At 58.6% G+C, this 13,939-nt stretch carries 16 protein-coding genes; 8 read left to right on the plus strand and 8 right to left on the minus strand.

What is annotated here, in order from left to right; all coding sequences use genetic code 11:
- Window positions 1–21 precede the first annotated feature (21 nt).
- Window positions 22–264 carry a hypothetical protein gene (locus tag O9X91_RS02605; protein ID WP_077983775.1) on the plus strand — a complete coding sequence of 81 codons (243 nt, stop codon included), beginning with the start codon at window positions 22–24 and terminating at the stop codon, window positions 262–264.
- Window positions 265–276: 12 nt separating this feature from the next.
- On the plus strand, window positions 277–648 hold the full coding sequence (locus O9X91_RS02610; RefSeq protein WP_142913733.1) for a GtrA domain-containing protein: 372 nt from the start codon (window positions 277–279) through the stop codon (window positions 646–648).
- On the opposite strand, the gene O9X91_RS02615 is transcribed toward O9X91_RS02610, so the two are convergent.
- Window positions 645–1,628, minus strand: coding sequence for a Gfo/Idh/MocA family protein (locus O9X91_RS02615; RefSeq protein WP_142913734.1), 984 nt, complete (start codon window positions 1,626–1,628; stop codon window positions 645–647). The two genes, O9X91_RS02610 and O9X91_RS02615, sit on opposite strands and share 4 nt — an antisense overlap.
- 179 nt (window positions 1,629–1,807) lie before the next feature.
- Here O9X91_RS02615 and O9X91_RS02620 point away from each other — a divergent pair, with 179 nt between their 5' ends.
- The 4 genes from O9X91_RS02620 (at window position 1,808) to O9X91_RS02635 (ending at window position 4,856) form a co-directional block, all read left to right on the plus strand.
- Window positions 1,808–2,368 carry a cysteine hydrolase family protein gene (locus tag O9X91_RS02620; protein WP_142913735.1) on the plus strand — a complete coding sequence of 187 codons (561 nt, stop codon included), beginning with the start codon at window positions 1,808–1,810 and terminating at the stop codon, window positions 2,366–2,368.
- Window positions 2,368–3,351 carry a GlxA family transcriptional regulator gene (locus O9X91_RS02625; RefSeq protein WP_142913736.1) on the plus strand — a complete coding sequence of 328 codons (984 nt, stop codon included), beginning with the start codon at window positions 2,368–2,370 and terminating at the stop codon, window positions 3,349–3,351. Before O9X91_RS02620 ends, O9X91_RS02625 begins: the two co-directional genes overlap by 1 nt.
- 109 nt (window positions 3,352–3,460) lie before the next feature.
- Window positions 3,461–4,411 carry an aldo/keto reductase gene (locus O9X91_RS02630; RefSeq protein WP_142913737.1) on the plus strand — a complete coding sequence of 317 codons (951 nt, stop codon included), beginning with the start codon at window positions 3,461–3,463 and terminating at the stop codon, window positions 4,409–4,411.
- Between the two features lies 1 nt (window position 4,412).
- Window positions 4,413–4,856 (plus strand): GNAT family N-acetyltransferase, encoded by a 444-nt coding sequence (locus tag O9X91_RS02635; protein WP_142913738.1) that lies wholly within the window; start codon window positions 4,413–4,415, stop codon window positions 4,854–4,856.
- On the opposite strand, the gene O9X91_RS02640 is transcribed toward O9X91_RS02635, so the two are convergent.
- Complete coding sequence (locus O9X91_RS02640; protein WP_142913739.1) at window positions 4,857–5,747, minus strand: LysR family transcriptional regulator; 891 nt, start codon at window positions 5,745–5,747, stop codon at window positions 4,857–4,859. It abuts the gene before it with no gap.
- Window positions 5,748–5,864: 117 nt separating this feature from the next.
- Here O9X91_RS02640 and O9X91_RS02645 point away from each other — a divergent pair, with 117 nt between their 5' ends.
- Window positions 5,865–6,866, plus strand: a complete 1,002-nt coding sequence (locus O9X91_RS02645) for an aldo/keto reductase (protein WP_142913740.1) — start codon at window positions 5,865–5,867, stop codon at window positions 6,864–6,866.
- Between the two features lie 58 nt (window positions 6,867–6,924).
- Here O9X91_RS02645 and pheT read toward each other — a convergent pair whose 3' ends face one another.
- The 6 genes from pheT to infC form a co-directional block, all read right to left on the minus strand.
- Window positions 6,925–9,348, minus strand: coding sequence for a phenylalanine--tRNA ligase subunit beta (gene pheT, locus O9X91_RS02650; RefSeq protein WP_142913741.1), 2,424 nt, complete (start codon window positions 9,346–9,348; stop codon window positions 6,925–6,927).
- 24 nt (window positions 9,349–9,372) lie between these two features.
- Window positions 9,373–10,455: a phenylalanine--tRNA ligase subunit alpha gene (gene pheS / locus O9X91_RS02655; protein ID WP_077983783.1), complete on the minus strand. Its 1,083-nt coding sequence runs from the start codon at window positions 10,453–10,455 to the stop codon at window positions 9,373–9,375.
- Window positions 10,448–11,326, minus strand: a complete 879-nt coding sequence (locus tag O9X91_RS02660) for a lipopolysaccharide kinase InaA family protein (protein WP_137409611.1) — start codon at window positions 11,324–11,326, stop codon at window positions 10,448–10,450. Before O9X91_RS02660 ends, pheS begins: the two co-directional genes overlap by 8 nt.
- A gap of 164 nt (window positions 11,327–11,490) precedes the next feature.
- Window positions 11,491–11,895 (minus strand): 50S ribosomal protein L20, encoded by a 405-nt coding sequence (rplT, locus tag O9X91_RS02665; RefSeq protein ID WP_003493358.1) that lies wholly within the window; start codon window positions 11,893–11,895, stop codon window positions 11,491–11,493.
- A 40-nt stretch (window positions 11,896–11,935) separates the two neighbouring features.
- On the minus strand, window positions 11,936–12,139 hold the full coding sequence (gene rpmI, locus O9X91_RS02670; RefSeq protein ID WP_003493355.1) for a 50S ribosomal protein L35: 204 nt from the start codon (window positions 12,137–12,139) through the stop codon (window positions 11,936–11,938).
- Between the two features lie 189 nt (window positions 12,140–12,328).
- Window positions 12,329–12,865: a translation initiation factor IF-3 gene (gene infC / locus O9X91_RS02675; RefSeq protein ID WP_077224822.1), complete on the minus strand. Its 537-nt coding sequence runs from the start codon at window positions 12,863–12,865 to the stop codon at window positions 12,329–12,331.
- A 187-nt stretch (window positions 12,866–13,052) separates the two neighbouring features.
- Here infC and O9X91_RS02680 point away from each other — a divergent pair, with 187 nt between their 5' ends.
- On the plus strand, window positions 13,053–13,841 hold the full coding sequence (locus tag O9X91_RS02680) for an alpha/beta hydrolase (protein WP_191217325.1): 789 nt from the start codon (window positions 13,053–13,055) through the stop codon (window positions 13,839–13,841).
- The last annotated feature ends 98 nt before the right edge of the window (window positions 13,842–13,939 follow it).

Raw genomic sequence — 13,939 nt, forward strand, 5'->3', positions numbered from 1 at the left:
AATCAAAGAGGAGGCGGCATCATGATTTTTCTTACCGCCACAGTGCTCGGCGTAACCGCAGTTGCGCTCCGTTCGGTTTTCAGCATCGTTTTCATCTGCATGATGGTTATCGGTGCCTATGGCGTGGCGATTGCACTTTCTTCCACGGCCGTGCCCTTGATCTCGCTGCTTCTGGCGCTCGCCGGTTACAATTTCGGTGTCGTGGGTGTCGTTATCAGCCTTCTGGTGCTGCAGCGCCCGCGTTCCACCAAGCCAACCCTCTAAAAGTACATCGCCTTGAGGCTTCCGCACTTTGCACTGACCGAGATCGGCGGACTGGCCGTTGATCTCGTCGTTACCTGTCTGCTTATTTTCTATCTCGGCGTCGATCCGCTTGCCGCCCGTTTGCCGGGCGCCGCAACGGGGCTTGTAACAAGCTGGCGGCTGAACCGTTCGTATGGTGAGGCATCAGCCAGGCTGAACAGCTTCCTGACAAATGCCGTCACGCTTACCTCACGGATCGTCAGCGTCGGGCTGTTTGCCCTGCTGCAATGGCGCAACCCGCTGGTGCAGCCGCTCGTCCCGCTTGCTTTTTCAGCACTCGCAGCATTTGTGCTGGCGCTTTACGGCTATTGGCGGCTTCAAAAGCAACGGCAGGATCAGGACTAAACTGTCTCCCAGCCATCCTTTTCCGCTGCCCGGTAGATAGCGTCGATGAAAAGCTGGTTCTTTCTCGAGCTTTCCAGCGTCACGACGTCGCCCTCACCCTTCGCCGCACGGGCAAAGGCCTCCGCCTCCAGTTTGTATTGGCGGCTATCCTGAAACCGGAAGATTTGCGACTGATTGTGGGCCTGATTGGTCAGCTCGATCTCTTCCGCACCCCAGCGATTGGCGTTGAACGGAGACTTGACCTCGATATACCCCTCAGTGCCATGGAAAACCATGAGCTGACGGGCGGCAAGCTGTGTGGCCAGATAAAAACTCAGTTCGAAATCGCCAAAATCGGCCCGGACACTGGAATAGATATCCGTGCCGAATTCTTTATCGCGCTCGACGGTGGCCTGTACGCGCCGGGGTTCCGCGCCGGTAGCGAAGCGGGTAACGATGGTCGGGTAAACGCCGATATCCGGCAAGGCGCCGCCACCCAGTTCGGGAATATTGCGCATATTGCCGGGATCGCGGTTGAAATAGCTGAAAGCGCCCTGAACATGCTTCAGTGTGCCTATCGCGCCGGACGCCAGCAGTTCCTTCACCTTCGCCCAGACGGGCGCATAGGTGACCATGAAGGCTTCCGAGATGATAACACGGTTGCGGTCACGCGCGGCGATGAGGGTATCGATCTCCTCGGCCTTCAGTGCAATCGGCTTTTCGCACAGAACATGCTTGCAGGCATCGGCGGCCTTGACGGTCCATTCCACATGCTGCGAGGTCGGAAGCGGAATATAGACGGCGTCGATAACATCCGACGCCAGCATCTCCTCATAGGAGCCGAAGGCGTGGGGCACGGAAAAACGATCCGCCACCGCGCGGGCCTTGGCGAGGTCACGGCTGGCGATGGCGCTGACCACGCAGTTTCGCGCATCCTGCATCGCCGGGATGACGTGATCCTGAGCGATTTTCGCCGTTGAGATTATTCCGAAACGCAGCATTCCATTCTCCCGCTCTGCCATCGTTGGAAACTTACCATCGTCACACGGCCTGGCAAGCCGCGCATGCATGACAGAGCAGCGTATGGCTGAATTTGTCCTGTCTTTGTCGGAATACCTGCTTTTCTCCAAGCTAGATAAGAGGAATTATGCTATGCATGAACCCAATGGAGAAACATGAAATGTCCTCTTCTCGTACAGCGCTGCTTGTCATCGACGTTCAGGAATCCTTTCGGCACGCCCCTTACTTCGAAGAAAGCGAGCTTGCCGCTTATCTGGAGAAGCAGCAGGTGCTGATCGACGGCGCCAAGGCTGCGGGCATTCCCGTCGTGCAAATCTTCCATGTCGATGGCGACAGGGCTTTTTCAAAAGACAGCGGCTATATCCGGGCGCTGGAGGGTGTGCGGATTACCCCAGATGTCACCTTTCACAAGAACCGCCATTCCGCTTTTGCCGGCACCGGCCTCGAAATCTGGCTGACGCAGAAGGGTATCAACCGGCTGATCGTCTCCGGTATCCGCACCGAACAATGCTGTGAAACCACCACCCGTCACGCTTCCGATCTTGGTTATAGCGTCGACTACGTCACAGAAGCGACGCTGACTTTCCCGATGACACATGCTTCCGGCACCGTCTTCAGCCCCGACGATATCCGCAAGCGGACCGAGCTGGTGCTGGCTGGCCGCTTTGCGCGCATCGTGACCGTCGACGACGCACTTGCCACCGTGGAAGAGGCGGCCTGATGGATAAAGGCGGCACACGCACCATTCCCTTTTATACGCTTGTGCCGCCCCATGCGCTGTTGCTCGATATTGCCGGTCCGCTCGAAGTGATCCGTTATGCCAACGGGGAACAACGGGACATCCATTTCGACTGCCGCTACATTGCTGCGACTGACAAACAACAATCCTCCATCGGCCTTGCGCTTTCAGGGCTGGAGAGCTTGCCCGCGACCCTGCCGGAAAATGCTTTCCTGCTGATCTCGGGCAGCACGTCACGCTTCGACAACGATCCGGAGACACGGCGAGAGCGGCAGGCGCTGGTGGCATGGCTGCGCCGCGCGGTGCGCCCTCATACGACAGTCATTTCCATCTGTTCCGGCGCGCTGCTGGCGGGCGAAGCCGGGCTTTTCGACGGGTGCAACTGCACGACCCATGCCGATTGCGTTGAAGGGCTGCGCCGCGTCGCGCCGCTGTCCCAGGTGGCTGAAAACCGCCTTTTCGTCGAGGATGGCAACCGCTTCTCAAGCGCCGGCATTTCCACCGGTATCGACCTAATGCTGCATGTGGTTTCCCGGCTGACATCCCCGGCGGTCGCAGCGCGTATTGCCAAAACCATGGTGGTTTATCTCAGGCGCAGCGGCAGCGATCCGCAAATCTCCCCGTGGCTCACCGGCCGCAACCACATCCACCCCGCCATTCATCGGGTTCAGGACCGTGTGATGGCCGAGCCGGCGCAGGACTGGTCGCTGGAACGGCTGGCCGATATTGCGGCGCTCAGCGAAAGGCATCTGTCGCGCCTGTTTCGCGAGCATACGGGCATCAGCGTCATCGACTACGTCAACCTGATGCGGGTCAATCTCGTCCGCGACATTCTCGCCAACAGCCGCCTGGATATGGAAGCCATTGCCGAGAGGGCCGGTTTTGCCTCCGCCCGGCATTTGCGGCGTGTCTGGCAACAGCATAATCGCTTCCCTCCCAGCCACTATCGCGGTTTTCAGGCCTGATAATCTCAGACCCTGCCGCTGCCTGATGAATGCCATCAAAGGAATTGAATGGTTATGCAGACTGGCAGTTGCTAACCTTGGGGCAAAGTCAGCAACAGGAGCATTCCTCGTGGAAAAACGAAGCCTTGGCCGCACCGGCCTCTCCATCGCCCCGATCGTCTTCGGTGGCAACGTCTTCGGCTGGACAGCGGACGAGAAGACTTCCTTTGCCCTGCTCGACGCTTTTTTCGACGCCGGGTTCAACGCCATCGACACGGCAGATGTCTATTCCGCCTGGGTGGATGGGCATGTGGGCGGCGAGTCCGAGGCGATCATCGGCAAATGGCTGAAGCAATCGAGCGTCAAGCGCGAGGACGCGGTGATCGTCACCAAGGTCGGTTTCGACAATCGCGGCCAGAAGACAGGGCTGAGCGCCAGGTGGATCGCAGAGGCTGTCGAGGCTTCGCTGAAGCGATTGCAGACTGACTATATCGACCTCTATCTCGCCCATAAACCGGATGCGGACGTGCCGCTGGAAGAGACGCTTGCCGCCTTCGCAAAGCTGAAGGAACAGGGGAAAATCCGCGCCATCGGCTGCTCCAACTATTCCGCGAGCAAGCTTCAGGAGGCGCTGGACGTGGCCGCGAAGAACAATCTTCCGCGTTATGATGTGCTGCAGCCGGAATATAACCTCTATAACCGCGCGGATTTTGAAGGTCCTCTTGCCGATCTTTGCGTCAAGGAAGAGCTCGGCGTCATCAACTATTACAGCCTCGCCGCCGGCTTTCTGACCGGGAAATATCGCGCCAAGGCCGATACGGAAGGTGTCGCCCGCAGCTATCGCGTCGGCGAATATGTCAACACACGTGGTCTCGCCGTTTTGGGCGCCATGGATACTGTGGCGGTACAGACCGGGGCCAAGCTCGCGGATATCGCGCTGGCCTGGCTGTTAAGGAAAAAGGCGATAACCGCGCCGATTGCCAGCGCCACCAGCCTGTCGCAGCTTGAAAGCTTCAAACGCGCCGGCGATCTGAAGCTCACGGATGAGATGATGACCCTTCTCGACAAGGCGGGCGTATAAGATGGAACTCACGATTCGCGACGCAGAGCCGGCTGACCGGGCGGAATGGCTGCGCCTCTGGAACGATTATCTCGCCTTTTACGAGGTTGATCTTGCCGATGATGTGACGGAACACACCTGGGCGCGTATCCTCGATCCCACATCCCGTGTTTCCATGCGGGTGGCCATGCTCGGCAAGCGCATGGCCGGTTTCGCCATCCACCATTTCCATGATTCCACCTGGGTGAAGACACCGGACTGCTATCTGGAGGATTTATTCGTCGATGGCGAAATCCGTGGCAAGGGCACGGGCCGGGCGCTGATGGATGACCTGATCACTATTTGCAAGGACAAGGGCTGGTCACGGCTTTACTGGAATACGGACGAGCATAATCACCGTGCCCAGAAGCTTTACGACAGCTACGTCAAAAGCGACGGCCATATCCGCTATCGCATCAAGTTCTGATCAGCCCCGGTAGCGGAAAAAATCCACGAAAGCCCTCAGCGCCGGGCGCATCTGCCGGCGTGAGGGATAATAAATGTAAAAACCGTCGAAGGGCGCGCACCAGTCCTCCAGCACGCGGATCAGCTTTCCCTCCCTGATATCGTCCTCGACACGCTGCTCAAAAACGAAGGCAAGCCCTGCGCCGTCAATCGCCGCCCGTCGAATGAGGCTCTGGTCCGACAGGATCAGCGGCCCTTGCACATCGACCACCAATGGCTTGCCATTCTTCTCCAGTTCCCAGCGATAGATAAGGCCGCTAGCGAAACGCCGGCGAATGCAGCGATGCCGAATGAGATCCCTGGGATCGCGTGGCGATGGATTTTCCGCAAAATAGGACGGAGAGCCAACAATTGCGCCGCGCCACGCGCCGCTGGCTTTAACCGCAATCATATCCGCATCGAGGTGCTCCCCGAGCCGCAGCCCGGCATCGAAACCTTTTGCGACAATATCCTCGAAGCGGTCGTCGGTTGAAATTTCGAGTGAAATATCGGGATAGAGCCGCAGGAATTCACCCAGCCGTGGCACGATGAGGTCCTCGGCGGCCAGTCTCGGCAGAGTGATGCGCAGGGGGCCGGCCGGTCTCCCGCCATGCTCGGCGAGGGTCTCGATGACCGCATCGATATCCGCAAGTGCAGGGCCAAGCGTCTCGAGAAGCCGCCTGCCCTCCTCTGTCGGTGAGACGCTGCGGGTGGTACGATGAAGCAGGCGTAGCCCAAGGCTCGCCTCCAGCGATGACACCGCATGGCTGACGGCGGAAGGGGCAATGGCAAGTTCGGCGGCGGCCTTGCGAAAGCTGCGGCCTTCGGCAACGGCGGCCAGAACGGCCAGCTGGGAGAGTTGCACACGGTTCATTGTTCTAAATGATAGAACAACCCACACGGATTTGCAGCGATTATTTTTATCGCCATGAGACGCTATTTTCTAACCACGCCCCTAGCGATGGGCGGTTCCTTATGGAAGGACGTACAAATGAAAAAAAGAACCCTCGGAAACAACCTTTCCGTTTCGGCGCTTGGCCTCGGCTGCATGGGTATGACCCATGCCTATAGCCCGACCGGCGATGAGAGCAGCGCAATTGCAACGCTGCACCGCGCCGTCGAACTCGGCGTTACCTTTTTCGATACGGCGGAGGTTTACGGGCCTTACAACAACGAAATCCTTGTCGGCAAGGGTTTGAAGCCCTATCGCGACAAGGTGGTCATCGCCACCAAGTTCGGCTTCAAAATCGACACCACCAAACCCGCTGGCCAGATGATGGTAGGCACCGACAGTCGCCCGGAAAATGTGCGCGCCGTCGCCGAAGCCTCTCTCAAACGCCTTGGCGTCGATGAGATCGACCTGTTCTACCAGCATCGCGTCGATCCGAATGTTCCGATCGAAGACACGGTCGGCGCCATGGCCGAGCTGGTGCGACAGGGCAAAGTGAAGCATCTCGGCCTGTCGGAAGCGAGCGCCGAAACACTTCGCAAAGCGCACGCTGTTCATCCGATTGCGGCCATTCAGAGCGAATATTCGCTATGGACCCGCGACGTGGAGGAAAACGGCGTGCTGGAGACCTGCCGCGAACTCGGCATCGGTTTCGTCCCCTTCAGTCCACTTGGACGCGGCGCTTTGACTGGCGCATTGAAGACGCTCGACGGACTTGCATCGGACGACTTTCGCCGCGGCCTGCCGCGTTTTCAAAGCGAAAACTTCGACGCCAATCTGGCGCTCATCAAGCTTCTGGAGGACATGGCGACTGAGAAGGGCGTGACCGCCGGACAACTGGCTCTGGCCTGGGTTCTGGCGCAGGGCGACTTCATCGTTCCTATTCCCGGCACGACAAAAATCGCCAATCTGGAGAAGAATGTTGCCGCGGCGGAGGTATCGCTGACGGCAGAAGAAGCCGCCAGCCTCGGCGCGCTACTTTCGCCCGCAAAAGTCGCCGGCGCGCGTTACCCAGAACAGATGTCACGGATGGCCAATCGCTAGAAACAAAAAGCCGCGGCAACCGCCGCGGCTTTTTTCATTCCGACAGATGCCCTCAGGCTCAGGCGCGCAGGACGCCGCCCGTCGATTTCTCGACATTGCCGACGATCTTGGCCGTCAAGGCTTCGAAATCCTCGTCCGTCAGCGTCTTGTCGACCGGCTGGATCTGGACCTCGATGGCTACCGACTTGCGGTTTTCGCCGAGCGATGCGCCTTCGAAGATGTCGAAGACGTTGACGCCGGCGATCAGCTTGCGGTCGGCGCTTGTAGCCGCCTTGATGATGGCGCCCGCTTCCACCGACTTGTCGACCACGAAGGCGAAGTCGCGCTTCACCGCCTGGAAGGGCGAAAGCTCAAGCGCAGGCTTGGTGCGGGTTGCCTTCTTCTTCGGCTCCGGCATGGCATCGAGATAAATCTCGAAACCGCAATAGGCGCCGGAGACATCCAGTTCGGACAGCGTCTTAGGGTGGAATTCACCGAAATAACCAAGCACGACCTTCGGACCCATCTTGATGGTGCCGGAACGGCCGGGGTGATACCAGCCGGGGGCGCCGGCTTCGATCTGCACATTGGCCATGGGCAGGCCGCAAGCTTCTAGCACCGAAAGCGCATCGGCCTTGGCGTCATAAACATCGACCGGCTTACCGCCGCCCTTCAAAGCATTGGACCACATGCGGCCGCTACCCGCCAGCGAGGCCGTGCCACGACGAACACCGCCGGCAACGCGGCGTTGCTTATCAGGTGTATCGCCCTCATAGGTGCCGGAAACCTCGAAGATCGCGACGTCACCATAGCCCTTGTCGGCATTGCGCTGTGCGGCGGTCAGCAGGCCGGGCAGCAGCGAGGGCCGCATGTCAGACATATCGGCCGCAATCGGGTTTGCGAGCTTCAGGGCCGGTGAACCGCCGCCGAAGAGTTTCGCCTGCGCTTCCGGGATGAAGGACCAGGTGACGGCCTCGAGCATGCCGCGGCTTGCCAGCGCACGGCGCGCGGTGCGGGTGCGGATCTGCAGCGTCGTCAGGATACGGCCGTTGACGGCACCGAAGCTTTCCAGCGGTTCCGGCTTGATGTTATCGACGCCATGAATTCGCATGACTTCTTCCACCAGATCGGCCTTGCCATCAACATCCGGGCGCCAGGACGGCACGGTGACGGATACGCGCTCGCCCGTTCCCTCGACGCCGAAACCGAGACCCTTGAGAATGGTGAGACTCTCCTGCGCCGACACTTCCAGACCTGTCAGGCGCTTCACCTCCGTCAGCGGGAAATCCACGACCTTTGGCTGATGGCCCTTGTAGCCAACGACTTTGGCTTCCCCGGCAATGCCACCGCAGAGTTCCAGAACCAGCTCGGTGGTGCGTTCCAGACCCGGAACCATATATTCCGGATCGACACCGCGCTCGAAACGATAACGCGCATCTGTGATGATGCCGAGCGAGCGACCGGTCTTGGCGATGTTGATCGGATCCCAGAGAGCGGATTCGATCAGCACATCGACCGTTTTTTCGTCACAGCCGGAATGTTCGCCACCCATAACGCCGCCAATGGACTCGAGGCCTTTTTCATCGGCGATGACGACATTGTTCGGACCGAGCTTATATTCGCGCTGGTCGAGCGCGAGGATGGTCTCGCCTTCTTTCGCACGGCGAACCGTGAGATCGCCCTTGACCTTGGCGGCATCGAAGACGTGCATCGGCCGACCCTGATCGAAGGTCATGTAGTTGGTGATGTCGACAAGCGCATTGATGGGGCGCAGGCCGATTGCCATCAGGCGCTGCTGCATCCATTTCGGGCTTGGGCCATTCTTCACGCCGCGCACGATGCGCAACGAGAAGCCGGGGCAAAGGGCAGTGTCGTCCAGTTCCAGCCTCACGTCCACAGGCGTTGCGCCTTCCACCTTGAAGGACGGCGCGGGTCTCGTCTTCAGCTTGCCGAGACCGGACGCGGCGAGATCACGAGCAATGCCATAGATCGAGGTGCAGTCGGGACGGTTCGGCGTCAGGTTGATTTCGATGACCGGATCGTCGAGACCGGCATAGGTGGCGAAGGACGTGCCGACAGGGGCATCCTGCGGCAGATCGATGATGCCGTCATGATCGTCGGAGATGTTGAGCTCCTTTTCGGAGCACATCATGCCGTGGCTTTCCACGCCGCGTATCTTGCCGACTGCAAGGGTGACGTCGATGCCCGGAACATAGACGCCCGGACGCGCGAGCGCACCGACGAGACCGGCGCGTGCATTCGGCGCGCCGCAGACGATCTGCACCGGTTTGCCGTCTCCGGCATCGACCATCAGCACCTTGAGGCGGTCGGCCTCGGGATGTTTTTCGGCGGAAACGACCTTGGCGATGACGAAGGGCTTGTAGGCCGCCTTGTCATCGACGTCCTCGACCTCGAGGCCAATTGCCGTCAACCGTTCGCAGATCTCGTCCAGCGTCGCATCGGTTTCGAGATGCTCTTTCAGCCAGGAAAGAGTGAATTTCATGTCTTTGCTCCTTGGCTAACCGGATTAAACGCTCAGACCGCCGAACAGCGTCGGCATGTCGAGCGGGCGGAAGCCGTAATGGGTCATCCAGCGGACATCGGCGTTGAAGAAATCGCGCAGGTCAGGCATGCCGTATTTCAGCATTGCGATGCGGTCGAGGCCCATGCCCCAGGCAAAGCCCTGATATTCATCCGGGTCAAGCCCGCCGGCGCGCAGCACATTGGGGTGCACCATGCCGCAACCGAGGATTTCCATCCAGTCCGTGCCTTCGCCGAACTTCACGATTGGGCCAGAACGGTCGCACTGGATATCCACCTCGAAGCTCGGCTCCGTGAAGGGGAAGAAGGACGGGCGGAAGCGCATGACGACGCTGTCGACCTCAAAGAAGGTCTTGCAGAATTCTTCCAGAATCCAGCGCAGATTGCCAACATGTGCCTTCTTGTCGATGACAAGGCCTTCGACCTGATGGAACATCGGCGAATGCGTGGCGTCGGAATCCTGGCGATAGGTTTTGCCCGGAATGACGATGCGGATCGGTGGCTTCTGGCTTTCCATGGTGCGGATCTGCACGGGCGAGGTGTGCGTACGCAGCACCTTGCGCTCGCCGTTTTCATCCGGTGGCAAGAAGAAGGTGTCGTGCATTTCGCGGGCCGGATGACCTTCCGGGAAATTCAGCGCCGTGAAGTTGTAATAGTCGGTTTCGATATCCGGACCTTCGGCGATCGAGAAACCCATATCCGCGAAGATAGCGGTGATTTCATCGACGATCTGGCTGATCGGATGAATGCGGCCACGCTCGGCCGGAGACTGGCGCACCGGCAGGCTGACATCCACCGTTTCCGCCTTAAGCCGGGCGGCGATGGCCTCATCCTTCAGCGCGTTCTTGCGCTCGCTAATGAGGTCGGTGATTTCGGTCTTGAGCTGGTTGATGGCAGCGCCACGGGTCTGGCGCTCTTCCGGCGTCATGCTGCCAAGCGTCTTCAAAAGCTCCGAAACCGAGCCTTTCTTGCCAAGCGCGGAGACGCGCACGGCTTCGATGGCCGGCTCGTCGGCAGCGGCGGCGATCTCCGACATCAGTTGCGATTTCAAGGTATCAAGTTCAGTCATCTTTTCCTGCCTTGCTGGACTTTTTTACAGCGGCGTCGGTGTTCACAGCATTCATCAGATAGTCGGTCGCCATGATAAAGCGTCGCAGATCACTACCCATCCGCACGCGCCCGATCAACCGGGCAAGCGGTAAAAATCGCCCGAGAATGCGGGTCAGGCGGCTTAATTCTTCGACTGCCCGCAGTGGGGCGTTTTCAAGCCAGCGTGAAAAGGCCGCATCGCGGGTTTTAGGGGCATCACAGGCACGGGTCGCGACCTGCAGAAACAACAGCCAGATATCGCGGGCCTGCGCCGTTTCAAGCGGCATGACCTCCTGCGGGCGCTCCTCGAAATCCATGAAACCGACACGGCCGTCCTTTAAAAAGAAATCACGCACATGCGGGCGACCGTGGCAGAGGCCTGCAGCATGCAGCTCGCCGAGCGCTTCTGCGGATTTCACAAGCAAGGCGTCATGCTCCACCGGATCGGACGACTTCAGCGCATCCATCCGCTCCATGATCGTTGGGCCGACATCTCCCAGCACCACCGCCGTGCGTGAAGAATAGATCAGCGGCGGAACCGGGAAGCCGCGTTGCTGGAACTGCTGCAATGTTTCCAGTTCTCGCTGCATGAGGCCGGCACCGTCAAGCGGCTCGGAAGGACGAAGAAAAGTGTAGGGCAGAAGTTTCGACAGCAGCTTCTGCATTTTCATCCACCAGGTCACCCGTTCCGTGCCCTGCCGTTTGATCCACACCGTCAGCTGCGAAAGCTCGACCTTCTGAATGCGCCGGTCACTTTTCAGGAGGACGCGCATCACGGTTGCGATGTCATCGTCTTCGAGATGAACGCGAAAACCTTCCGCTTCCACAACCTCACTTTTATTGACCAGCATTTCCATCCACCAAGGGTTTCGCTCCAAACGGCGTGAATACTCCAACTCTTCTAAATTTCTAAATTAAAAAATACCGATGGAAATTATCAGCAGCTCAAAACGAAAAACCCGCGCCGGTTTCCCGACGCGGGTTTCAAATGAACAACAGATTGTCCGCGCCGTAATTACTTTACAGCGGTTTCAAACTCGTTGGCCGTGCCGGCATCCTTGAGGTACTCAAGCGCCTTCTTCGCTGCTTCGACGAGCGCGCCGAATGCTGCCGGCTCATGGATAGCCATGTCGGACAGAACCTTGCGGTCGACTTCGATGCCAGCCTTGTTCAGGCCGTCGATGAAGCGGCCATAGGTCAGGCCGAATTCGCGAACAGCAGCGTTGATACGCTGGATCCACAGAGCGCGGAAGTTGCGCTTGTTAACCTTGCGGTCGCGGTAGGCGTACTGCTTGGAACGATCCACGGCAGCCTTTGCTGCGCGGATGGTGTTCTTGCGGCGGCCGTAGAAGCCCTTGGCTGCCTTGAGTGTCTTGGTGTGCTTGGCGCGGGAAGTTACGCCACGTTTTACGCGTGCCATGTCATGATCTCCTTAAAGTGTCCAAAAGTGCGGAAAAGTCTCAGAGACCGTTCGGCAGGTAGTTCTTGACGACCTTCTTGCCGTCAGCTTCGGCGAGAACCATGGTTCCGCGCGCGTCGCGAATGAACTTGTTGGTACGCTTGATCATGCCGTGGCGCTTACCGGCGGCAGCTGCAACAACCTTGCCGGTGGCGGTGATCTTGAACCGCTTTTTTGCAGCGGACTTCGTCTTCATCTTGGGCATTTTGCTACTCCGTTTTTGTATCGAAACAGGCAGACGAGGCCTATTTCAAGCTATTCAGGAACGGCCTCGGCATGCCCTGCCGGACCGTTCGGACGCGCGCTTATAACCGCAGTCGGCTAAAAGCGCAACGGGGAAAGCAAACTTCCCCTTGCGATGGCTATTCATGCGGCCTTAAAAGGCTGGCGCAAGTTATTTCGGGGCGAGAACCATCATCATCTGACGGCCTTCGAGCTTCGGCTCGGCTTCCACCTTGGCAATCGCCTGGGTGTCTTCCTTCACCTGGAGGAGAAGCTTCATGCCGAGTTCCTGGTGGGCCATTTCACGGCCACGGAACTTCAGCGTCACCTTCACCTTGTCACCTTCGTCAAAGAAACGGTTCATCGCCTTCATCTTCACGTCATAATCATGCGTGTCGATGTTGGGGCGCATCTTGATTTCTTTGACTTCGACGATCTTCTGTTTCTTGCGCGCTTCAGCGGCCTTTTTCTGGGTCGAGTACTTAAGCTTGCCGAGATCGAGGATCTTGCATACCGGCGGCTCTGCGTTCGGCGAAATCTCGACGAGATCGAGACCGGCCTCTTCCGCCATTTTCAAAGCCTGATCCGTCGGCATGCTACCGAGGTTCTGGCCCTCTTCATCAATAAGCTGAACTCTGGGAACCCGAATTTCCCGGTTGGAGCGCGGCCCCTCCTTGACGGGGGCATCGGCTTTGAAAGGTCTGCGAATGGTCGTATTCTCCTGATCTGTTTCTGGATCACGTCAACAAAAAACAGCTTGTTTGGTACAAGTGGCGGAAATGTCGTTATTGCCGCGGCGAAGTCAATAGCATATCTGCCCGAAAAGATCACCTGTTGCCACGGATTTTGCAAATACGCCGCCGATATTGCAGGAAAATCAGGAGAATTGCATATACATGACCGAACAAGCCATTGAATTTCTGCATATAGGAATGGGCGATGACGCCCGCAACATTGCCTTCCTTCATCGCCGCGCAACATCGCAACAGGACGCGCCCATGCTCGTCTGGTTGGGCGGATACCGTTCCGATATGACGGGCACCAAGGCAATTGAGCTTGACCGCTTCGCCGCGGACAACGGCCTTGGTTGCCTGCGCCTCGATTATTCCGGGCACGGGGCTTCCGGCGGTGATTTCAACAAAGGCACGATCTCGAGATGGCTCGAAGAGGCACTAGCGGTGGTGCGTGCAAAAGCGCCGTCACGGGTCATTCTCGTTGGCTCGTCGATGGGTGGATGGATTGCATTGCGCATGGTCGAGGAGCTTCGCAAGGCGGGCGGCGCACCCTCCGTCGCCGGTCTGGTTCTCATCGCGCCTGCGCCGGATTTCACGCAGGAGCTGATAGAGCCGAGCCTTTCGGATGCGGAAAAAGCCTCTCTCGCAGAACGGGGTTACTTCGAGGAACATTCGGAGTATAGCCCCGAGCCCAACATCTTCACCCGCGCACTGATGGAAGACGGAAAGCAGAACCGCGTGCTCACGGGCATCATCATCACCGGCTGCCCCGTCCACATCCTGCAGGGCATGCGTGACCCAGACGTTCCCTATCAGCATGCTTTGAAACTCATCGAACATCTTCCTGCCGACGATGTGGTGCTGACGCTGATCCGCGACGGAGACCATCGGCTTTCCCGACCGCAGGATATCGAGCGGATGCTCGCAGCTGTCAAAGCCCTTGCAATATAGGCATTTGCGCAACGCTCTTAACCATATTCAGCGAGTCTTGAGGGCCGCCGTTTGCTAATGATTGACTCGCACCCCCGATCCCTCTTAACTTTTCATTA

This window comes from Agrobacterium salinitolerans, from assembly GCF_027498475.1.
In the GTDB taxonomy this organism is placed as follows: Bacteria; Pseudomonadota; Alphaproteobacteria; order Rhizobiales; family Rhizobiaceae; genus Agrobacterium; species Agrobacterium salinitolerans.